The organism is Bacillus sp. B4EP4a, assembly GCF_006680105.1.
Lineage (GTDB): Bacteria > Bacillota > Bacilli > Bacillales > DSM-1321 > Peribacillus > Peribacillus simplex_E.
Genome location: NZ_VHIK01000018.1, coordinates 55,864 through 76,871 on the forward strand (window position 1 = coordinate 55,864; position 21,008 = coordinate 76,871).

General features: G+C 40.6%; 20 protein-coding genes. 5 read left to right on the forward strand and 15 right to left on the reverse strand.

Annotation, left to right across the window (positions count from 1 at the left end; all coding sequences use genetic code 11):
- Positions 1-34: 34 nt before the first annotated feature.
- Both FNK51_RS10510 and FNK51_RS10515 read right to left on the reverse strand, forming a co-directional pair.
- Positions 35-1,018: an alpha-ketoacid dehydrogenase subunit beta gene (locus FNK51_RS10510; protein WP_098371784.1), complete on the reverse strand. Its 984-nt coding sequence runs from the start codon at positions 1,016-1,018 to the stop codon at positions 35-37.
- A 12-nt stretch (positions 1,019-1,030) separates the two neighbouring features.
- Positions 1,031-2,026, reverse strand: coding sequence for a thiamine pyrophosphate-dependent dehydrogenase E1 component subunit alpha (locus tag FNK51_RS10515; RefSeq protein WP_098371783.1), 996 nt, complete (start codon positions 2,024-2,026; stop codon positions 1,031-1,033).
- A 467-nt stretch (positions 2,027-2,493) separates the two neighbouring features.
- On the opposite strand from FNK51_RS10515, the gene FNK51_RS10520 reads away from it, so the two are divergent.
- Genes FNK51_RS10520 through FNK51_RS10530 form a run of 3 tightly spaced genes read left to right on the forward strand, consistent with a single transcriptional unit; the run spans position 2,494 to position 6,550 of the window.
- Positions 2,494-2,973, forward strand: coding sequence for a MarR family winged helix-turn-helix transcriptional regulator (locus FNK51_RS10520; RefSeq protein WP_141993288.1), 480 nt, complete (start codon positions 2,494-2,496; stop codon positions 2,971-2,973).
- A complete protein-coding gene (locus tag FNK51_RS10525) occupies positions 2,970-4,694 on the forward strand; it encodes an ABC transporter ATP-binding protein (RefSeq protein WP_141993289.1) in 1,725 nt (574 codons plus the stop codon). The genes FNK51_RS10520 and FNK51_RS10525 overlap by 4 nt, the downstream gene beginning before the upstream one ends.
- Positions 4,691-6,550 carry an ABC transporter ATP-binding protein gene (locus FNK51_RS10530; RefSeq protein WP_141993290.1) on the forward strand — a complete coding sequence of 620 codons (1,860 nt, stop codon included), beginning with the start codon at positions 4,691-4,693 and terminating at the stop codon, positions 6,548-6,550. The genes FNK51_RS10525 and FNK51_RS10530 overlap by 4 nt, the downstream gene beginning before the upstream one ends.
- Before the next feature lie 117 nt (positions 6,551-6,667).
- Here FNK51_RS10530 and FNK51_RS10535 read toward each other — a convergent pair whose 3' ends face one another.
- Positions 6,668-7,120 (reverse strand): MarR family winged helix-turn-helix transcriptional regulator, encoded by a 453-nt coding sequence (locus FNK51_RS10535; protein ID WP_098371779.1) that lies wholly within the window; start codon positions 7,118-7,120, stop codon positions 6,668-6,670.
- Between the two features lie 122 nt (positions 7,121-7,242).
- On the opposite strand from FNK51_RS10535, the gene FNK51_RS10540 reads away from it, so the two are divergent.
- Positions 7,243-7,683, forward strand: coding sequence for a GNAT family N-acetyltransferase (locus tag FNK51_RS10540; RefSeq protein ID WP_141993291.1), 441 nt, complete (start codon positions 7,243-7,245; stop codon positions 7,681-7,683).
- 274 nt (positions 7,684-7,957) lie between these two features.
- Here the strand turns inward: FNK51_RS10540 and FNK51_RS10550 are convergent, their stop codons facing one another.
- From FNK51_RS10550 to FNK51_RS10565, 4 genes are read right to left on the reverse strand one after another with little or no spacing between them, the layout of a single operon-like run.
- Entirely contained in the window at positions 7,958-8,176 is a 219-nt protein-coding gene (locus FNK51_RS10550; protein ID WP_179891080.1) for an MBL fold metallo-hydrolase, read from the reverse strand.
- Between the two features lie 5 nt (positions 8,177-8,181).
- Positions 8,182-8,520, reverse strand: coding sequence for an MBL fold metallo-hydrolase (locus FNK51_RS26945; protein ID WP_141993292.1), 339 nt, complete (start codon positions 8,518-8,520; stop codon positions 8,182-8,184).
- Between the two features lie 47 nt (positions 8,521-8,567).
- Positions 8,568-9,836, reverse strand: coding sequence for an erythromycin esterase family protein (locus FNK51_RS10560; protein WP_286178635.1), 1,269 nt, complete (start codon positions 9,834-9,836; stop codon positions 8,568-8,570).
- Between the two features lie 29 nt (positions 9,837-9,865).
- Positions 9,866-10,237, reverse strand: coding sequence for a hypothetical protein (locus FNK51_RS10565; protein ID WP_098371774.1), 372 nt, complete (start codon positions 10,235-10,237; stop codon positions 9,866-9,868).
- A 265-nt stretch (positions 10,238-10,502) separates the two neighbouring features.
- Between FNK51_RS10565 and FNK51_RS10570 the strand changes: the two genes are divergently transcribed.
- A complete protein-coding gene (locus FNK51_RS10570) occupies positions 10,503-11,012 on the forward strand; it encodes a divergent PAP2 family protein (RefSeq protein WP_141993360.1) in 510 nt (169 codons plus the stop codon).
- A gap of 248 nt (positions 11,013-11,260) precedes the next feature.
- On the opposite strand, the gene FNK51_RS10575 is transcribed toward FNK51_RS10570, so the two are convergent.
- The 8 genes from FNK51_RS10575 to FNK51_RS10610 all read right to left on the reverse strand — a co-directional run bounded on the left by FNK51_RS10575 (position 11,261) and on the right by FNK51_RS10610 (position 20,638).
- Positions 11,261-11,968 (reverse strand): GntR family transcriptional regulator, encoded by a 708-nt coding sequence (locus FNK51_RS10575; protein ID WP_141993294.1) that lies wholly within the window; start codon positions 11,966-11,968, stop codon positions 11,261-11,263.
- Positions 11,969-12,236: 268 nt separating this feature from the next.
- A complete protein-coding gene (locus FNK51_RS10580) occupies positions 12,237-13,289 on the reverse strand; it encodes a YeiH family protein (RefSeq protein ID WP_098371772.1) in 1,053 nt (350 codons plus the stop codon).
- Positions 13,290-13,334: 45 nt separating this feature from the next.
- Complete coding sequence (locus FNK51_RS10585) at positions 13,335-14,084, reverse strand: PIG-L deacetylase family protein (protein ID WP_141993295.1); 750 nt, start codon at positions 14,082-14,084, stop codon at positions 13,335-13,337.
- 147 nt (positions 14,085-14,231) lie between these two features.
- Positions 14,232-15,572, reverse strand: a complete 1,341-nt coding sequence (locus tag FNK51_RS10590; RefSeq protein WP_286178643.1) for an aminotransferase — start codon at positions 15,570-15,572, stop codon at positions 14,232-14,234.
- A 161-nt stretch (positions 15,573-15,733) separates the two neighbouring features.
- Complete coding sequence (xsc, locus tag FNK51_RS10595; protein WP_141993296.1) at positions 15,734-17,497, reverse strand: sulfoacetaldehyde acetyltransferase; 1,764 nt, start codon at positions 17,495-17,497, stop codon at positions 15,734-15,736.
- Positions 17,498-17,670: 173 nt separating this feature from the next.
- Positions 17,671-18,501 (reverse strand): phosphonoacetaldehyde hydrolase, encoded by an 831-nt coding sequence (gene phnX, locus FNK51_RS10600; protein ID WP_141993297.1) that lies wholly within the window; start codon positions 18,499-18,501, stop codon positions 17,671-17,673.
- Between the two features lie 99 nt (positions 18,502-18,600).
- Entirely contained in the window at positions 18,601-19,059 is a 459-nt protein-coding gene (locus FNK51_RS10605; RefSeq protein WP_181762238.1) for a hypothetical protein, read from the reverse strand.
- 166 nt (positions 19,060-19,225) lie between these two features.
- Entirely contained in the window at positions 19,226-20,638 is a 1,413-nt protein-coding gene (locus FNK51_RS10610; RefSeq protein ID WP_141993299.1) for an amino acid permease, read from the reverse strand.
- Positions 20,639-21,008: the final 370 nt, after the last annotated feature.

Genomic DNA, 21,008 nt, shown 5'->3' on the forward strand with positions numbered 1-21,008 from the left:
GAGGATGCTTTGTTTGTTCTATTTTAAGGTCCGTTCAATAGGCAACAAGGTCCCTCAGTGCCTTTTCCACTTTTTCAGGATTGACCATGAAGGATTTCTCCAATGGTGGTGAATATGGCATCGCAGGGACATCCGGGCCCGCGAGTCTCATGATTGGGGCATCGAGATCGAAGAGGCAGTTTTCTGCGATGATCGCCGATACTTCACTAATGATGCTTCCTTCCTTATTATCTTCAGTAACCAATAGGACTTTTCCTGTTTTAGATGCAGCTTCCATAATGGCTTCTTGATCTAATGGATAAACGGTTCGTAAATCAAGTATATGAACGGATATGCCATCACTGGCCAGCCTTTCAGCTGCCTGAAGCGCAAAATGAACACAAAGGCCGTAAGTAATCACTGTAACGTCCTCGCCTTCACGTTTTACATCCGCTTTACCAATCGGTAAAACATAATCATCATTCGGCACTTCTTCTTTAATAAGGCGATAGGCACGTTTATGTTCAAAGAAAAGGACCGGATCTTCATCGCGAATGGCTGCTTTCAATAACCCTTTCACGTCGTAGGGTGTAGAGGGCATGACAATTTTAAGTCCCGGTTGATTGGCAAAAATGGCTTCAACGGATTGTGAATGGTATAACGCCCCATGTACACCCCCGCCGTATGGAGCTCTGATGACGATAGGGCAATGCCAGTCATTATTTGAGCGATAACGGATTTTTGCAGCTTCCGAGATGATTTGGTTGATTGCGGGCATGATAAAATCAGCGAATTGCATCTCCGCAATCGGCCTCATTCCGTACATGGCCGCGCCGATGCCAACTCCTGCGATTGCGGATTCAGCAAGCGGTGTATCAATGACACGCTGTTCCCCGAATTGTTCGTATAACCCTGAAGTCGCTTTAAACACACCGCCTTTTACCCCTACGTCTTCACCTAATACAAATACACGGGGATCACGTTCCATTTCTTCCCGCATCGCCATTATTACGGCATCTATATAAGATATCACTGCCATCTTCTTTCCTCCTTACTTACCTGCGTAAACGTAATTTGAGAGCGTGTCTTCATTTGCAAATGGAGCATTTTCCGCATAATCCGTCGCTTCGTTCACAACTTCCATTATTTCCTCGTTCATTTGTTTCTCCATTTGGTCATCCATGATTCCTGCTTCTTTTAAGTAGGCACCGAAAGTGATGATCGAATCTATTTTTTTTGCCTCCGACACTTCATCTGGCGATCTGTATTGACTATCATCATCATCGCTTGAGTGTGGTGTAAGCCTGTATGAAACCGTTTCGATTAAGCTTGGTCCTTCTCCACGCCTGCCTCTCTCGGCCGCTTCTTTCACCACCCGGTATACTTCGATCGGGTCATTTCCATCAACCGTCACCCCTGGCATGCCATAACCAATGGCCCGGTCCGACACTTTCCCGCAAGCCAATTGCTTTTCAAGCGGTACGGAAATGGCATACTGATTATTCTCGCACATCAAGATAACCGGAAGTTTATGTACACCTGCAAAATTCGCCCCTTCATGGAAATCACCTTGGTTTGATGAACCCTCACCGAATGTAACGAATGAAACAATATCTTTTCCTTCCATTTTTCCAGCGAGTGCAATTCCCACTGCATGTGGCACTTGAGTGGTAACTGGCGAAGATCCCGTCACGATGCGATTCTTTTTTTGCCCAAAATGCCCAGGCATTTGACGCCCGCCCGAATTTGGATCTTCTGCTTTTGCAAAACTGGATAACATTAAATCCCTTGCGGTCATCCCAAACGCAAGCACCACACCGAGATCACGGTAATAAGGAAGGACATAATCCTTTTCACGATTCAATGCAAATGCAGCTCCCACTTGAGCTGCTTCCTGCCCCTGACAAGAAACGACAAAAGGAATTTTCCCAGATCTGTTCAACAGCCACATCCGTTCATCTATACGTCTTGCCAATAACATTGTTCTATACATCTCAAGCACCTGCTCATCACTTAGACCTGCCTGTAGATGACGGTTTTCAACCATATGTCATCATCCCTCCTAATAATTAAAACATTTTTCTGTTAAAACAAACTTAACTCCGGTTATTTATCTAAGGAAGAAAAATCTCGTTTATGTATGCATGCTTGCCATATAACACCCTCAAATGCGTTATCATCTAGTATTATTACCTGGTACTAACTCAATGCAATATTATCCTACCACTTTTTATCTCAAATTTCCAACTAATTTCACTATGTTAAAAGGACATTTTTATGTCTATTGAATCAAGTCCATGAATAAGTGGGTGTTTTCACGCGAAACAATGATGAATCGCCTAGACCATTCAGATTTTTACTGAAGTTTTATGTACGACCAAGGTTAGATAAACACCGATATTATGTGATCGTTTTTTTGTTGACTAAGCGGAAAAATAGCTGTAAATTAAAATGATTAATAAAATTAAATGTTCGAAATGGAACAGTCCAAAACAGAAAGAATGGTGATGTTGATTGGAGAATGAAAAACAATTAATGCGTTCCGTACAACTATTGCGTTCATTTTGGAACGTGCAGAAAAATATAATGCGGTTCGTTCAAAAGACAGCCTCAGAAAATGGATTAACAGTTCCTCAATATTCCATTTTGATGACCATTACCCTTTACAAAGAGACCACTCAAAAAAATGTCGGGGAGAAAACATTTCTTCCAAAAAGCACTTTGAGCCAAGCGGTCGATGGTCTCGTTCGGGCTGGCATGCTCCATCGTGAGCATGTGGAGGGCAACCGGCGTGAGATTCAGTTGTCAATCACCGATCAGGGGAAAAATTTATTAAAAACGATTCATTTTCAAGAAGGAAGCATTCACCAAGTCTTTCAAACGGCCATTGAAATGCTTTCCGAAGAACAGTTTGAAGAGTTGCTAGAAACGCATCTTCAAATTACAAACTTTTTAGAAGCACAAGCTACCGAACAGGGAGAGTGTTCAAAATGATAAAAATACTGAAAAATTTATCCGTTTATAAGTGGATTATTTCAGCAGTTATCGGTCTGGTTTTTATTCAATCCATGTCGGATCTCTTTTTGCCTACACTAATGGCTGATATTATTGACAAAGGCGTCGTTCGAGGAGACACTCCATACATTTGGAAAATCGGTGGTTTGATGCTGTTGGTTTCCGCACTTGGCGCTTGTGCATCCATAATCGCAAGCTACTATTCATCCAAAGCGGCAATGGGAATGGGACGCGATCTCCGCCTGAGAGTCTTTAATCATGTTGAAAAATTTTCGTTACAAGAATTTGATGAAGTCGGTACGGCGTCATTGATTACACGGACGACCAATGATATAACGCAAGTCCAGCAAGTGGTTATCATGATGCTTCGTATGGTTATCAGTGCACCTATCATGTTAATCGGCGGAGTGATCATGGCTGTATCCATGGATGCAAAATTATCCCTTGTCATTGTTGTCACAATGCCTTTATTAATTGGGTCGATCTTGCTTATTCTATATAAAGGTGTACCGCTCTTTCAAACGGTGCAAAAACGATTAGACCGGTTGAACCTTGTATTACGAGAAAATTTAACTGGTATTCGCGTCATTCGAGCCTTCAATCGTGAAACACAAGAGAAGGAACGTCTAAAGAAAGCGAATAAAGAATTGACGGATGTCTCGATCAAAGTCAATAAAATCATGGCCTTCATGATGCCTGTAATGATGCTTGTAATGAACTTGACGGTTGTTGGCATCATTTGGTTTGGTGGGGTTCGTATTGATAAAGGCGGTATGCAGATCGGGGACTTAATGGCATTTATCCAATATGTTATGCAAATTATGTTCGCTCTCGTTATGGCATCCATGATGTTTGTTATGGTTCCACGAGCGGCCGTGTCGGCAACAAGGATAAACGAAGTCCTTGACATGAAACCTTCATTCCTGGATGAGGGGACAGAAAAGGCAGATCGTGAACACGGTACACTTGAATTTGAACATGTGACGTTCAGTTACCCAGGAGCAGAAGAACCTGCATTATCGGATATTAGTTTTTCTGCAAGTCCTGGTGAAATCACCGCAATAATCGGTGGAACAGGCTCAGGGAAAACAACGCTCGTCAATTTGATCCCTCGCTTCTATGATATTTCAAGTGGAACGATTCGCGTCAATGGTGTTGATATTCGTAAGTCATCACAAGATGAAGTTCGTTCAAAAATTGGCTTTGTACCACAAAAGGCCGTCCTCTTTACAGGTACGATCGCTGAAAACATTCGCTTTGGAAAACAAACAGCCACACAAGATGAAGTTGAGCATGCTGCTCGGATTGCGCAAGCGGAAGATTTTATCAGCAACATGAAAGACGGCTATCAGGCAGAAATCGAACAAGGCGGTTCAAACCTATCAGGCGGGCAAAAACAACGGCTTTCGATTGCACGGGCACTCATTCGGAAACCCGATATTTATATATTCGATGATAGTTTTTCTGCACTTGACTTCAAGACGGATGCCAACCTTCGCGCAGCCTTGAAAGATGAAACGAAAAATTCGACGGTACTACTCGTTGCCCAGCGTGTCAGTACGGTGGTTGACGCTGATCGAATCATTGTGTTAGACGAAGGACACATTGTAGGTATGGGAACACACCAAGAGTTGCTAAGTACAAACGACATATACCGTGAAATCGCCTTATCACAGCTCACGGAGGAGGAAATTGCATGAGTAATCAAAAAAAACCTCAAAGCGGCGGTCAGGTTGGGCATGGTCCTGGTGGCGGTAACATGATGATGATGGGTCAAAAAGCAAAAGATTTTAAAGGAACACTAAGACGTCTTTTGACCTATTTAAAACCTCGGCGCAACAAATTGATTGCCGTGTTCTTTGCTGCAATCATGAGTACGATTTTTATGATTGTCGGACCAAAAATCATGGGAACGGCAATTACGGAATTATTCGAAGGAGCATATGGGAAATTCCAAGGAATACCAGGAGCAGCCATTAACTTTGATAAAATTGGCCATATCCTTCTACTCCTTGCTGGACTGTATGCCTTAAGCAGCCTTTTCAACTATGTGCAACAATACATTATGTCGAGTGTTGCACAAGACACGGTATATGATCTTCGAGAAGATGTTAACGGAAAGCTCGAGAAACTTCCACTCAAATATTTTGAAGGACGTCCAAACGGAGAAACACTTAGCCGAATGACAAATGATATTGATACAATCGGGAGCACCCTTCAGCAAAGCTTAACGCAGTTCATCACATCAATCGTAACGATTTTAGGGATTATCATCATGATGCTTTCAATTAGCCCGTTATTGACATTAATCTCGATAGTCAGCTTACCTTTATCAATATTTGCAATCCGGCCTATTTTGAAAAAATCCCAAAAGTACTTTGCCGATCAACAACGTAAACTCGGACAATTAAATGGGCACATTGAAGAGATGTATACCGGCCATCAAGTCGTTAAAGCATTCGGACATGAAAAAAAGGCGAGTGCCCAGTTTACTGCGGTCAATGAAGAATTGTATAAAGCGGGAAGCAGAGCACAGTTTATATCTGGTATCATCATGCCCCTGATGTTCTTTATCGGAAATTTGAGCTATGTCCTCATCAGCGTTGTCGGGGGAATATTGGTAACGCAACGTTCGATTTCAATTGGTGATATTCAAGCATTCATCACTTATTCAAAGCAGTTCACCCAGCCAATCACGCAAACGGCTAACATCGCAAACATTATTCAGTCGACGGTTGCAGCAGCTGAGCGTGTTTTTGAACTACTTGATGAAGAAGAGGAAATGAAAGAACAAACCACAGCTCATATAAAAAGGGCAAATGGTGCTGTCTCTTTCGAACATGTGGACTTTGGATATGGGGAAGAAATGTTAATTAAAGATATGAACATCGATGTCTTACCTGGACAGACGGTCGCAATCGTTGGGCCGACTGGTGCTGGAAAAACGACCATGATAAATCTTTTGATGAGATTTTATGAACTCAATGGCGGAAAGATTAATATTGATGGTCTTGATACACGGAGTATGTCCCGGAGTGATCTTCGAAAGAACTTTGGGATGGTGCTTCAAGATACCTGGCTCTTTAATGGCACGATTAAAGAAAATATCGCTTATGGCAAAAATGGAGCAACTGATGAAGAAATTTTCGCAGCTGCTCGTACGGCACATGCCGACCATTTCATTCGGACACTGCCAGATGGTTATGAGACAGTCTTAAACGAAGAAGCTTCGAACATCTCACAAGGCCAAAAGCAGCTTTTGACAATCGCCAGAGCTGTTCTAGCAGATCCACCAATCATGATATTGGATGAAGCGACGTCTAGTGTGGACACTCGGACCGAAGTCTTTATCCAAAAAGCCATGAACCGACTGATGGAAGGAAGAACTAGCTTTGTCATTGCCCATCGTCTCTCAACGATTAAGGATGCAGATATGATTCTTGTTATGGATCAAGGAAAAGTGATAGAGAAGGGAACGCATTCTGACCTTTTAAGGAAGAATGGTTTCTACGCAGATCTTTACAATAGTCAGTTTACTGAAAATGCAGCAGGATAATAAAAAAGAGGCTCAATTTCAATCGAAATCGAGCCTCTTTTTATAAATTCCTTATCCACAACCGTTCCATTGATACTCCAATTAGGCGTCCATGAATCAGATAACTTATAAGCTGTATCAATACCCCCTTTTATTTCCCTTTTTCACATATTCCCAATCTACCTCAATATTTTTTCTGACCCTTTGAAGAAGATGCAACATCGTTTCCGTTTCCTCCAAAGAAAATCCAGATAATGCAACTTTGTCGGTATACTCCCCTTCTTTTTTCAAAAAGGGATAGACCTTTTCACCTTTATCAGTAGCATATAACTTTTTAATCTTTTTGTTGCCCTCATCATTCTTCTTTTCAATAAAACCTTGAATTTCAAGTTTTTTAATGGCACGAGCCGCTGTCGTTCGGTCAACCTTTATCATTTCTGCTAACTTTTCCTGAATGATTCCTGGATTTTCACATATTCGGACAAGATACAAATACTGCCCTTTTGTAAGATCAAATTCTTTAAATTCAATATTACTTATAGAGTCCAATGCCCTTGCTATCATTCCAATTTCACGGAGTATTTCTTTCATTCAAAGTGCCCCTAACTTTTTTGTTGTATTTACAACAAAATTAATTTCGTTTATACTAAAAAAGGATATACATTTATTATGACTCGTCTTATTACATAAATCTAGAAAAGGGATGAAGAACATTGGATTCAAAGAGAATTACTACAGAAAATGATTTAAAAATAGCCTTTCATATCAGAAAAGAAGTATTTGTTGAGGAACAAGGTTTCCAATTAGAAGGTGAATTTGATGAATTTGATGCACTTAATGCTTCTTCTGAACACATATTAGTCTACTATAATGAAAAACCAGTCGGAACTGGAAGGTTAAGAGTTGTTGATGGTTTAGGTAAATTGGAGAGAATTTGCATCTTAGAGCCTTACCGTAAATTTGGCCTTGGAAAAATAATAATTAAAACGTTAGAAAAGATTGCAAAGGAAAAGGAACTATCCAAGGTTAAATTACATGGGCAAACACAGGCAGAGGGTTTTTATAAAAAACTCGGCTATCAGACTTCATCCGATGTCTTTATGGAAGATGGCGGTCCACATCTTTTAATGATAAAAGAATTAATGAATGATTAAGTGTGTTAAATGTGAGTAAAACAAACATTACCCTATATTTGTTGGAATCATACTATTAACCTTAGGTTGTTCTTTAACGATACAATCAGACCGTGGAACATCACCATTTGATGCCCTTTTGGTCGATTTTTTCCATACGATACTTTTAAATTCGCTTTTTAAAAAGGAAAAAACCAGAATTTATGGGTCTACTACTGCTTTAATAACCGGTCTTGGTATTGTGAACTATTTACCGGATAAGGGACACACATAAACAGTGGCCCTTATCCGCCCTTCAATGATTCATTCCATCAATAACTAGAATATCTGCATCCTTTGCAAAGGTGGCAAAATTTTTAGTATAAGTTAAATCACCTGAAACAACTACACTTTGTCCATTCGCATCAAAACGATATGCATATGTTGGAATTGTATGTGGGACAGGGATTGATGTAATTTTCACTCCATCGAGTTCAAAACTATATTTATCCTCTGTAAAATCTTTAATATTCACATTTGTTAACATTCCATCTTTTGGCCAGCCCAAACTGGCATGATACTCTTAACAGAATTATCATAAAGTTCTTGGAATTGAGGTCCTATTAGATTAAGGGAACGACTTCCTGTAGGTCCTTGCCAACCACCAATAAAAAAATCCCAAAATCCTCCATTATGATCAACATGTTGATGTGTGAACAACATATTTGTAATTCTTTCTGCAGTCAGACCAATTTTTCCCAGTCCCCTAATTGTGTTATCGCCAGTTCTGCGGCTTTCACAGTCTTTGGGACAGTGATATTTTTCATTTTGGCGAGGACAATTTTTTAAACACCAAAAACGGGCAATAGGAATAAGCACGAACAAGCCCTTAATAACATGAAATGTTATTAAGGGCTTGAAATTTATTACACAACGGGTGCTGTTTCATGAACAAGCGGGTGAAGTGCCTGTGTTTCATCAATGTAAATAAAAGCATCATATCTATCTGACATTACAGAAGGTACATAGTTTCCATATTGTTCATATTCCGGTCTGTATACAACCCCAATCGCCCGATGTCCAAGCCTATCTTGGAATAGCTGCCGATTTTCATCAGTGAAAATGAGCAACTTATCATATGCCCCCGAAAGGTGCATAGCCTCCTCCCAACTTCCATTAATTGCAGGGGGTACTGTTTTTATTTCAAGATCCATGCCCCACTCATCTGCTGCAATGACAGTTCCCGTGTAGGTTCCGAAACCTGTGATAAATACATCTTCAGCTGGGTTTTGTTCACGAATGACCTGCCCTACGTTAATCATCCCGGAATCTCTCATATCAGTAGCGCTGGCATCGCCAACATGGGTATTATGTTCCCATACAATCGCCTTGCCTTTTGAACCGTAAAAATCCATAATTTCATTTAGTGCATCCACCATATGCATATCTCGAATATTCCATGATTTATCATCATGAACCACCATCGTCCTGTAATAATTTTCTGCATTATACGCTACTAATGCATTCACTTGAAGGTTCAAATTCAATTCTTCATGATGGGGGTATTTTTCTTTTTTCCGTTGAATGGTTGTCAGTAATTTGGCTACTTCCTCTATACAGTCTTCTGAAAAAATGCCTGCGGAAACTGCGTACTCTTCATTATTCCGATTGAATGGCTCAAAACATGTGAACGCCTGTCTTGCAGCCTCGAGGTCAGGTGAATCAATTTGTTTTAAGTAATGGATCACTTCATCCATGGATTCCCAAAGACTGTAGATATCTATCCCATAAAATCCAACTTTTATTTGATTTTGTCCAGACTCATTGTATTCTTTCATCCATTCAATCAGTTCTATCATTTCCTCGTTTGCCCACATCCAGGTCGGCCAGCGATCAAAAATTTTAAGAACATCCTTTGCGGATTTAGCTACTTGGTCATAGCCTTTAACATACCTATTAATTGCCTGGCATGCGGGCCAATCTCCTTCAACGGCTACAAAGGTGAACCCTTTTTCTTGAATCAGTTTTTTTGTTATTTCAACTCGGGCCGTGTAAAACTCGGATGTTCCATGGGATGCCTCTCCCAGCAAAACAAATTTTGAATTTTTAACTTGGTGAATGAGTTTATCCCAATCTGCTTCACTTGTAAGCTTGACTGATTGTTCGATTATTGACTGAACCAGATTATGATGCACTGTTTTTCCTCCTTGTTCTTTTACGAACATTATCGTTTGTATTCAGCATTATAAGAATTTGAACCTGCGTGTACTGACAGTAAAGTATCAGCGTATCCTACTAGACGATTTATAAGTTCATCACAAATTGAGTAAACAAGCTGAAAATTTTCTTCCTCAAATAGAACAGGGTCATCCAGAATTACTGTCGTGTTAATGAACATATCTTTATTTCCATATAGATTGTAGTGCACTATAGCCTTTCCAGCAGCTCCTTCAGTAACTGGATCATTAAAGCCTGGAATGAAAACAAACCATTCTTCAGCCGTGGCGGACCTGAAGTTTTTTGTAAAAGACATTCGCTCGGTTACCTTCATGATCTTTTTTAACTCTTCCGGATTTATATCCTTGATCTTGTTCATTCCATTGCCACCCTTAACACCATGTTAATAATCTTCCGTTATATATTTTCCTTAAGGTACCCATCCTATAAATATTATTATGAAATAATCGAACACGGACACTGAAAAAAGAGCCATTATATACATGAAACTTAACAAAAGTAGACTTTTAATAAATGCCGATAATCATGGAACATCCGCATATAAAAATTATTTTTTGGGTATCAAAAGAATGAAGATAAATTCCCGGATTGGGTTGGACTGGTCTGGAGTGGAGGAGTTGCTCATGGAAAAGATGAATCGGGGAATTTTAACAGCGCTGTCGGCGATCGGCATTGCACAGGGACTGAAAATTTTAACGCATAATAAGCTGACGGGAAAGTGGGACTTGAAGCAGGCTTTCACAACAGGCGGCATGCCTAGTTCGCACTCTGCAGGTGTGGCCGCACTGGCATCCTATGTGGCAGCGAATAAGGGCTGGCTGCATACGGAAACATCGCTTGCGACAGTGTTTGGCGTGATTGTGATGTATGATGCTCAGGGGATTCGGCGCCATACAGGCGAAATTGCTAAGCTTGTGAATGATCTTGAAGATAATATGGCGAAATTTTCTGGAGAGTTTCCGAGCTTTAAGTATGTGGAGCGTGAGAAAGAACTGAATGAACTCCTCGGACATCAGCCTGTGGAAGTGGGGGCAGGTGCGCTGCTTGGAGTGGCACTTGGGCTTATTTCAGCTAAATTGGAGGATGGCAAGCCCACCAAAACCAAACGGCTGAAAACGGTGGACATACATTGATATTCCAGATCTTGAAGTAAGGCATGTAATGAACAGGTCTAAAAAAGAGCGTGCATGATTTTTACGATCTAAAAAACTATCTCAGTATAGGGATACTTTCTTATGAATCTAGAAAAATTTTCCATAATGAATGCTTTTGATCATAACAATGGCAGCATATATCGTATATTGTATATACTGGTAGACTTGAAAATGACCTAAGCCTTTCAACTCTCTTGGAAGGGGCTTAGGTCATTTTATGTGCATTATCAATTCTTCCGAGACATTTTCATTGCAAATGAGTACATATCCGATCGGAATAACCCTTTATAATATTCTACTAAGTTACCCTCAGAATCAAAAATCATTCGTTCTGTAATCAGCAAGCACAGCGTTTCGGCTATACCTAAATGTTCTGCATCTTCTTTTGTTGGAAAGCCACAGGTTATGATTTGTTCCGCTTCACAAAAGTCAATGTTTAGATCACCTTCGAGTGCATCATACAATACGGTTGTACTTAAATCGAATTTCGTCAATTTTTTTCCTAGGTCCAAAGAATAATAATGCAATTCTATGGCTATTGGGACATCCCCCTGCAACCGCAGCCTTTTAATATGGTAAGATTCGTCATCAAACCCATTTGCATCAGCTATATTTTCAGGTGTCATTACACGGCCATGATCTAGTAGTTCAATCCCCATGCTTTTAGTGGTTTCCGTAAAACTTATCATCTTAAGCCATTCTTGTACAGGTTTAAGGGAAACGAACGTTCCCTTCCCATGCCTTTTTTCCAATATTCCCTCACGAACCAGGATGGATACGGCTTCCCGTACAGTGCTCCTGCTGACAGAATACATATCCATGAGTTCCCTTTCACTCGGGATTTTATCTTTATAATAACCTTCCAAAATCTGATTTTCCAATATGGTTTTCAATTGAGCATGTAAAGGGATTGGATTTTTAAAGTCTAACTCCATAAAATTTCCTCCAAACAGAAAAAGACATCGTAATGTTCGTATCAGTTCTTATATTGTAAACCAAATAGTTATAATATTCAAACACGCCAGCGGTCTATTCTTTCCTTAAATTAGGATTTTCCCGATTTTCCACTCCTCCTTTTCCAATAAAACGTATCTTCAGATGAAAAAAAACCTGAATAGATCTATGTATTCAGGGCTTATCCTATATGCAACCTTCATCACGTTTCAGGCATATTTAATGGGCAAAAATAGAAAAGTTTATCTATTAAACGATAAAGTACGAGATTATCGAAAGCAGCAAAGAGGTAATGGTCATGGCTAAAAGAGGACGCATTGCTTTTGTCCGCAGTGCCTGCAGGCTAACATTCAGTCCAAGACCGATCATGGCCATTGTCAATATAAATGTAGTCGTTTTGGAAATACCATCCATTACGAGAGGAGACACCGTGATATACGTTCCAAACACATAACTTCCTATTAAACTCATGATTATAAAACCAACGAGGAACCATGGAAAATCAATTTTGGCATCTTGGCCCATTTTCCCGGATGTGCGTTTTTTCATCCAATACATAAAAATGAAACATAATGGGATAAGTAAAAAGACACGGCCCAATTTTGCAAGAAGCGCAATCGCTAGCGCATCTTCACCAGCCGGTGCTCCCGCCAAGGCAACATGGGCGATTTCATGAAGACTGATCCCGGACCAAATTCCATAATCCAAAGCAGATAGCGGAAGGATCGGACGTAAAAGTGTATAAACAATGGAGAAAAGTGTTCCCATTAACGCGATTATCCCGACGCCTATGGCTGTATCTTCTTCCTTCGCTTTCACGATTGGAGATATTGCCGCGATGGCTGCTGCACCGCATATCCCGGTTCCTACAGCAAGAAGTAGGGAAATGGAGGCATCTGCCTTAAACCACTTTGCAATCAAGACCATCACGACTATAGCAAAAGTCACTGTTCCTATGTCACGTACCAACAATGGCAGACCCTGATTGAAAATCACATCGATATTTAATTTCAACCCGTATAAAATAATGGCAAAACGCAAAAGTTTTTTTGCGGAAAATTCTATTCCCGTCCGGAACTTTTCAGGATATCCCGCAATTTGACGATATATCACGGCAATGATGATTGAGCAAGCAAGTGGACCGATTCGATTGAATCCTGCAATCTTGGACAGCCCCAAGCCTAAGAGAGCAATAAAAAAGGTGAAAGCGATACCGCTCAGCCATAAAACCACCCTGTTTTGAAGCAATTTTTGCTGCTCTTGTGGTGTTTCTTCCAGTGGCTCATATTTTTCTAATTCCATATATTCCTTCCCCCTTTCCAGATAAACTAAAGCCCAAATTACGAATCATCCCAACCTTTCAATCATTTGAAAAAAATCGGTTTCTTCTATATTAGTAGGTGAATTCCCTTTGATAAAACACTCGGATTTCTTTAAAAAAGGCAAGCTTGGATTTTGATTCCCCCACAATTCAGGAACTGCTAGGGTCTGGGAACGATGGGACCTTAAGGCACGAATCTTTTTCTGTAGAGTCCCTTTTATATTCACTCTTGTGATACTGCTCAGCCCGTTTTCCTTTATCCATTCATCATAAAAAACATGCCAAAGGACAAAGTACAGACTATGAACCTTAAAAGCTGGAAATACTGGATCTGGATTAAAATTGGAATCACCGGATTTTAGAAAAGCAAATTCGGCAGCACGGCCAATCGCACAATGGTCTGGATGCCCCCCATATTTCTCGTGGAATGTTACTAGTGCATCCGGTTGTACTTCACGAATCACCTTTACGATTCTCTCCGCCAATAAATCCAAGCTTTCAAATTCAATCGTTTTATCCCTTACGTTTAAAAATCGCAGGTCGTTTATCCCCAATTCTTCACAAGCTCTTTTTAACTCCTCTACCCTTAGTTCAGGCAATGCCTCCCTTGTTGTAAGAATGGGATTTCCCATGCGCCTGCCCATTTCGCCTTTTGTCGCACAAAGTAATGTAATATGAACACCTCGCTCAGACATTTTGGCAATGGTTCCGCCACACAGGAATGACTCATCATCGGGATGTGCAAGAACTACCAATAACCTATGTTTTGATTGCATATTTCCTCCTACTTCGGATTCTCCAGTTTTCCCACTGCTAGACCATCCATGAAAAAATGGACATGGATGTCATAACGGTTAGACAAATCCTGCCCATCTTCATTTTTCGTCTATATATAGCCCCTAAAGCTCAATCAACTATTTTGGTTAGCATAATTCATATAATACGGATTTAACCGTTTCTATGACAAAGCGTAGATCTTCAACGGTCGATGATAAAGGCGGTGCAATGATCAATACATTTCCATATCCAGGAACTGTATCTCCATTACGGCCGATGATAAGACCCTTTTCCTTGCAAGCACCGATTATTTTACCCATGAATTCATCGGAAACAGGCGTTTTTGTCTTTTTGTCTTCCACTAATTCAATGCCATATAAAAACCCTACTCCCCGAACTTCCCCTACTTTATCTAGGGCTGTCAATTCAAAGAGCTCACTTAGTGTCGATTCACTAAGTTCAGATACACGTTGAACGATTTTTTCATCTTCCAAGATTTCAATGTTCTTTAACGCAACTGCGCAAGATGCAGGGTGGCCTCCATATGTTGACACATGCCTAAAATGATTTAGATTTCCGTTCTCTTTGAATTTCTCATAAATCCTGGAATTCACTGCCGTTGCTCCAAGGGGAAGATAACCGCTGGTCAAACCCTTTGCCATGGTAACAATATCCGGTTGAACCACTTCGGAGTGCATGAACCCAAACATTTTTCCGGTTCTTCCGAAACCTGAAACCACTTCATCCACAATTAATAGAACATCATGTTTCTTACAGATTTCCGAAACCCTCGTTAAGTATTCTTTCGAAGGAATAAGGACCCCGCCACCAGAGATGAATGGTTCAAGAATAACACCAGCTACCGTTTCAGCCCCTTCAAAGTTAATGACCTGATCGATATATTCAGCTGCAAGCAAATCGGAGTTTTCAACGTTTTCCCCAAACGGACTCCGATAACTGTACGGTGGTGGCACATGCAGGAAACCTGGAACCGCAGGATCATATTTCACTCTCCGATTTGCCTGTGCGGTTGCGCTTAGCGCGCCAAAAGTATTGCCATGATAAGCTCTGTACCTAGAGATGAATTTGTATTTACCCTGATTGCCATTTTGGGAATGATATTGCCTGGCTATTTTAAAAGCTGTCTCATTCGCCTCAGAGCCGCTGTTCGTAAAAAACGATGTATAGGATCCCTTTAAATGTTCACTTATTTTTGCAGATAATTCGATTGCCGGCTTATGGCTTAACGTTAAAGGGAAATAAGATAAGTTAATCATTTGTTCATAGGCTGCCTGCGCAATCTCTTTTCGCCCGTGACCCAGGTTCAAGCACCATAAACCGGAAACCCCATCTAGATATTTATCACCTTTAGTATCTGTGAACCATGAGCCGGATCCTTCTGTAGCCATCATGGGAGCATCCTTCTCATTATAGCGATGCATCGCATGCCATAAATGGTCTTTATCCATTTGAACAAGGTCTTTCATTTCAGTTTCCACCTTCACAATTGAAACCCCCTTATTATTCATTGAACGCAATTAAGTTAAGTTCCCATGCGGTTACAGACCTTTATAGAGCATTGGTGATGGTGCGATGACTAAAATAGATCATCAAATCATCGCACCTGTCATATCACCTTTTCACACCATTATTTATCCCAGTTTTTATGATCTAAATGAGAATATTTTTCTAATAATCTAGTAGGCATTTTTAATGCATCTTTTCTAAATGGAGGAGCTAATTGTGTTCCATCCACTTGTATATCAATGACAGTCGGTTTGTTTGATTTAATTGCTTCTTCAATGACAGCGCCTAACTCCTCGGGTTTTTCCACTCTAATACCAACAGCACCCATTGATCGGGCAACTTCCGCGAAATCAGGATTTTGGATATCCGCCCCTACAAAACGATTATTATAAAAATCGACCTGATTCTTTTTCTCTGCACACCATGCATTATTATTGAACACACATGCTATGACCGGTATGTTTTCTTCAACGGCCGTACTCACTTCATGTAAGCTCATGCCCCACGCTCCATCTCCAACAATGGCTAAAACAGGCGTGTTCGGTTCAGCTAACTTGGCACCAAGTGCAGATGGGTAAGCAAATCCCGTGTTCCCGAATGTAAGCGCAGCGATATGCCTGCGGCTCTGATTGAATTTTAAGTAAGCGTTTGCAGTTGACGATACATTACCGATATCTGTAGTAACGATGGCATTTTCAGGCAACACTTTAGTCAATTCCAAAAGGGCCCGACGCGGATTGATCGGGGTTCCATCGATCATCGCAAGTTTCACCAATTCTTCTTCCCATTTTTGTTTTTCATTCGTTACTTCGACCATCCGCTTTTTTTCTTGTTTTAGGTAAGGTTTACTAGCCTTCAACCGTTTCAAGATTTCATGGCTCGCTTCACGGGCATCTCCGATGATCCCAACTTCCACAGGGTGTGTCCTCGCTATTTGCCTTGGATTAATATCTATTTGGATGATTTGTGCATCTTTAGGGAAATAATCAATGTCATAGCATGGTAACGTTCCAAAAACCGATAATCTTGTACCGACCGCCAATATGACGTCTGCTTTCTTTAGTGTATTCATGGCTGCCTTTGAACCCATGTAACCGATTGGACCTACTGACAATGGATGATCAGCAGGAAAGGCATCATTATGCATATAGGAGACAGCTACCGGAGCTGTTAAATATTCTGCAATATTCTTAATTTCCTCGATGCCATCTGAATCGACCGTTCCCCTACCGGAAATAATGACAGGATACTCAGCCTCAGCTAAAATTTCTGCCGCTCTATCCAAAGATGCAGAAGATCCGCAGCCCCGTTCATCTACGCGATATTGATGTGGTTGAAGTATTTGATCTTCCACTTCACCATAGAAGTAATCACGGGGGATATCGAATAAAACCGGTCCTCTCTCGGCATAGGCAATTCGAAATGCTGTCCTAAGGCAATCAGCGACCCGGCCTGGGTGTGTCACTCTAACTGTTTCCTTAGTGATGGCCTTGAAGATGGAAACCTGATCACATTCTTGGAATCCATCCCACCCAACCGTTGGTGTACCAGCAGAAGGTGATATGACAACCATTGGAGTATGAGCTTGATTGGCCGCTGCAACAGAGGTGACCATATTCGTCATTCCAGGTCCGTTTTGCCCGATGACAACTCCTGCAACACCAGAAACACGACAATAGGCATCTTCCATATGTGCTGCACTTTGTTCATGGCGGACACCAATGAACCGGATGCCTGCAGTTGGTAATAAATCAAGCATATCCATGAAAGCAGATCCCAGAATTCCCGAGATATGTTTAACTCCCTCGGCCACTAATGTCTCAACGATGGCTTCACTTGGTGTCATTTTAACTTTCGTTCCTCTTAACATTTTTGTTTCGACCATAGCACATTCTCCTTAATTATAGTTATTTCTGATAATGACGTTGCGACGTCCGTACCAGTTATAAGATGTATAATACTACCATTGGATGAAACAGTCAATAAATAAATTGAATATTTTGAATTTATTTAAAATCTCTAACCGTCATAGTCACTAACTCATGTATAAGAATCTTTTTAACCAATAAATATATCCTTTTTTTCTGTCAATCTGTAGTTGATCCTATCGATGATCTCCAATAAATCACCTATTTCATCAACTACGAAATCGGCTCCTGCATTCCAAAAACGATTTTCTGCATGTTTCATCCGTTTTTGCAGATCGTATGGGTCCATTTCGTTGATTTCCGCTTCTGAAAGGCCGATTTCACTGCCGCCTTTCAATACGGCAACAGTCCACATTCCCGCAGAAATGCCTTCTTTGATGTCACTGATCGTATCGCCGACTTTAACGATTTTGCTGAGTGGATACACTTGGAGATTCATCGCCATCTTAAAGCACATCCAAGGGGCAGGCCTTCCTGCAGGCACTTCGTTAGACGCAACGATGGAATCTGGTTGATAGCCCCATTTTTCCGCCTCTTGTTTAACAACATCAATCATTTCACGAGTATACCCTGTCGTCGAACCGATTTTTATTCCTTGCTGCCTTAAACGGCTGACTAATTCAATTACGCCTGGTATTGGCTTGGCGTTTTCCTTGAGAACTTTAAAAAGCAAAGCCTCAAAGTCCATATACAATGATTTTAGATCTCTTTCGTCCGGTTCTTTCCCGAATTTAGCAATCCATAAATTGGAGATTCGTTTCATTTTCAGGAGTTCCATTATATGATCCATCTTCAATAAACCCATAGGTTCCCTTGCTTCCTTAATGGTAATATCTATGCCCCTTATCCTGAATATCTCGACAAATGCTTGGACCGGCGCAATACAACCATAATCCACCGTCGTTCCTGCCCAATCAAAGATCACTGCCTGAACCTCTTTGCATTCCTTTGCACTTTCCAATCTAAGTTCCCCTCCTCATCCTTACCTCCTTTAAAATCACCAAACCTGCTAAACCTGTTAATACCCATAAATCCACTACTACCCGGGTATAAAGAGAATTCATTTCACTTCTCCCAAAAATAGCTGTAAATCTTCTTTGGCAGCTTCAGAGAGTCGATTTATTTTTTCAAGATCCTTATCCGGATTACCTGACTCCCCAATTAATGGGTAAAGGTTTTTCTCAATCCTTTCATACCAATCGGGGTATTCATCTTCTACTTGCTTTTCTATCGAATCCCATGTAGAACTGATCTCTTTTCCCATTTCTTGAATTTTCTCCGGATCCGCCTCCGTACTTATTTCTGATTCCAATCCTTTTATGGATTGAATCACATCGCCGACACCTTTTTTAATAACCTCTGCATTTTGGGTATCAACCGTATTTGCATCCGGATTTTCATTCAATACTGGACTTTTTTCCTGTTGAGCCTCGTCCGGTTCACTTGAATTGTTGCAGCCTGACAGCAATATGGCTCCAAGGATAACCGCACTAGCCATTACACGGAAACCATTCAACATAATCCCTCCTTCATGATTTAAAAGACAGATGGCACCAAGCACCTGTTGGCACAACTCTCTTTTTCTATGGGAATCATATTCTAGCTGATTTGTGATTGAAGAATTTTGTCTGAGGAGTTCCATAGAAGTAAACGAAGCATTTCCTTAAAATGGTATAGAGTAAAAGCTATAATTTTTCAGAATTAGGGGAACCAGGAACAATATTTAATTCATTCTCCATATACTTCGCTTTTTTGCGCCGAAGGAAAAAGAATGAACAGATAACGATCAAGCTAAATAGCATGGTAAAGATGAACTGTGGACGCTGCGAATCGATAAATGCCATTAATACCAAAACGGAAATCATGGATAGTATGGTTACATAAGTCAAATAAGGGAATAACCACATTTTGATCTTGAAAATTCCGGGATTTTCTTTCTCCATTCTCTTCCTTAATCTGAGATGGGAAACCGCAATGGCCAGATAAACAAGAATTCCGACTCCACCCGAGGAATTCACTAAAAAGAAAAAGATTTTATCAGGTGAGACATAACTGAAAATGGTGCTGATAAAGGCAAATAATGTAGAGCCGACTACAGCAAATATAGGGACACCGTTCTTGCTCACTTTTGAAAATAACTTTGGAGCATCACCCTTTTGTGCAAGTGAAAATAACATGCGTGAACTCGTATATAACCCCGAATTCAAACAGGAAAGCAATGCAATGAGAATCACTATATTCATGATCAGGGCAGCAGAAGGGATTCCCATCATTTCAAGTACGGCAACAAATGGACTTTTCAGCAAAGAAGCCGAATTCCAAGGTAATAGCGTCACTAGAATGGCGATGGACCCAATATAGAAAATCAGGATTCGCCATACCACACTATTCAATGCACTTCTAACTGACTTAACCGGATCACTCGTCTCACCCGCGGCAATCGCTGGAATCTCCACTCCAACAAATGCATGAAAAACAATCGCGACGCCAACAAGAACAGAACTTATCCCGTTCGGAATAAAACCGCCAAAATTCAGAAGATTGGAGGCGCCAGGTGGTTTTATCGTTGGGATAAACCCTAATATCACTGCCACACCCAGGCACAAAAATAGGATGATACTGATTATTTTAATGATTGAAAACCAGTATTCGAACTCACCAAACGATTTTACAGAAAAAATATTCGTCAGTTTCAATAGGATAATCAAAGATAGACTTATGACCCAAACGGGAACGGAAGGAAGCCAGCTGTGTATGATTGCAGCTCCCGCTGTTGCTTCCAAAGCAATGACGATAACCCAAAAGAACCAATATAACCAACCTGTTGTAAAACCGGCCCATTCACCAATCCCCTCTCTTGCATATACGGCAAAAGATCCAGTATTGGGATTCACAGTGGCCATTTCCCCAAGCATCCTCATGACTAGAACAACGATCAAGCCTGCCAAAACATATGATAATATCGCCCCGGGGCCCGTTTGACCAATAATGATACCGCTTCCTACGAACAAACCAGCGCCTATGACACCACTTAAGGATATCATCGTTAAATGTCTTTGTTTCAGACCTGGTTTCAGTTCTTCCTGTTGATGTTTCATACCCTCCACCAACTTTCAATATTTTGGGGAATCAACTAAAATAATCGCTACTTGCATGTAAAAACAAGGCTTTTTCAACTGCCTGTCCTTTACACTTTCACAAAGATAGTGGGAACTAGGAAACATGGCATTTTAAAAACAACACAGGAGATGACGCTATGAACTTAAGATTCTATATCACTATTCCCCCTTCCTTAAGGCTATTTTGAAATCCGAAGCGGATCTAACATCACTACGTCATGATGTTAGTACCACTTACTATGTGTATAATACACTCTGATTTTTTTAAAGTCAATTTAAAAATCAGAATATTTAGATAACAAAATGAAAATTTTCAAATAAAAAAGGTGCCCATTAATACTGCAAACCT

Coding starts and splice junctions, on each gene's coding strand:
- FNK51_RS10580 (WP_098371772.1), bottom strand. CDS start 13,289: ATGGAATTAGAAAAATATGAGCCACTGGAAGAAACACCACAAGAGCAG.
- FNK51_RS10590 (WP_286178643.1), bottom strand. CDS start 15,572: ATGAAAGACCTTGTTCAAATGGATAAAGACCATTTATGGCATGCGATG.
- xsc (WP_141993296.1), bottom strand. CDS start 17,497: ATGGTCGAAACAAAAATGTTAAGAGGAACGAAAGTTAAAATGACACCA.
- FNK51_RS10510 (WP_098371784.1), bottom strand. CDS start 1,018: ATGGCAGTGATATCTTATATAGATGCCGTAATAATGGCGATGCGGGAA.
- FNK51_RS10575 (WP_141993294.1), bottom strand. CDS start 11,968: ATGGAGTTAGACTTTAAAAATCCAATCCCTTTACATGCTCAATTGAAA.
- FNK51_RS10570 (WP_141993360.1), top strand. CDS start 10,503: ATGGAAAAGATGAATCGGGGAATTTTAACAGCGCTGTCGGCGATCGGC.
- FNK51_RS10530 (WP_141993290.1), top strand. CDS start 4,691: ATGAGTAATCAAAAAAAACCTCAAAGCGGCGGTCAGGTTGGGCATGGT.
- FNK51_RS10565 (WP_098371774.1), bottom strand. CDS start 10,237: ATGAACAAGATCAAGGATATAAATCCGGAAGAGTTAAAAAAGATCATG.
- FNK51_RS10605 (WP_181762238.1), bottom strand. CDS start 19,059: ATGTTGAATGGTTTCCGTGTAATGGCTAGTGCGGTTATCCTTGGAGCC.
- FNK51_RS10525 (WP_141993289.1), top strand. CDS start 2,970: ATGATAAAAATACTGAAAAATTTATCCGTTTATAAGTGGATTATTTCA.
- FNK51_RS10535 (WP_098371779.1), bottom strand. CDS start 7,120: ATGAAAGAAATACTCCGTGAAATTGGAATGATAGCAAGGGCATTGGAC.
- FNK51_RS10610 (WP_141993299.1), bottom strand. CDS start 20,638: ATGAAACATCAACAGGAAGAACTGAAACCAGGTCTGAAACAAAGACAT.
- FNK51_RS10585 (WP_141993295.1), bottom strand. CDS start 14,084: ATGCAATCAAAACATAGGTTATTGGTAGTTCTTGCACATCCCGATGAT.
- FNK51_RS10515 (WP_098371783.1), bottom strand. CDS start 2,026: ATGGTTGAAAACCGTCATCTACAGGCAGGTCTAAGTGATGAGCAGGTG.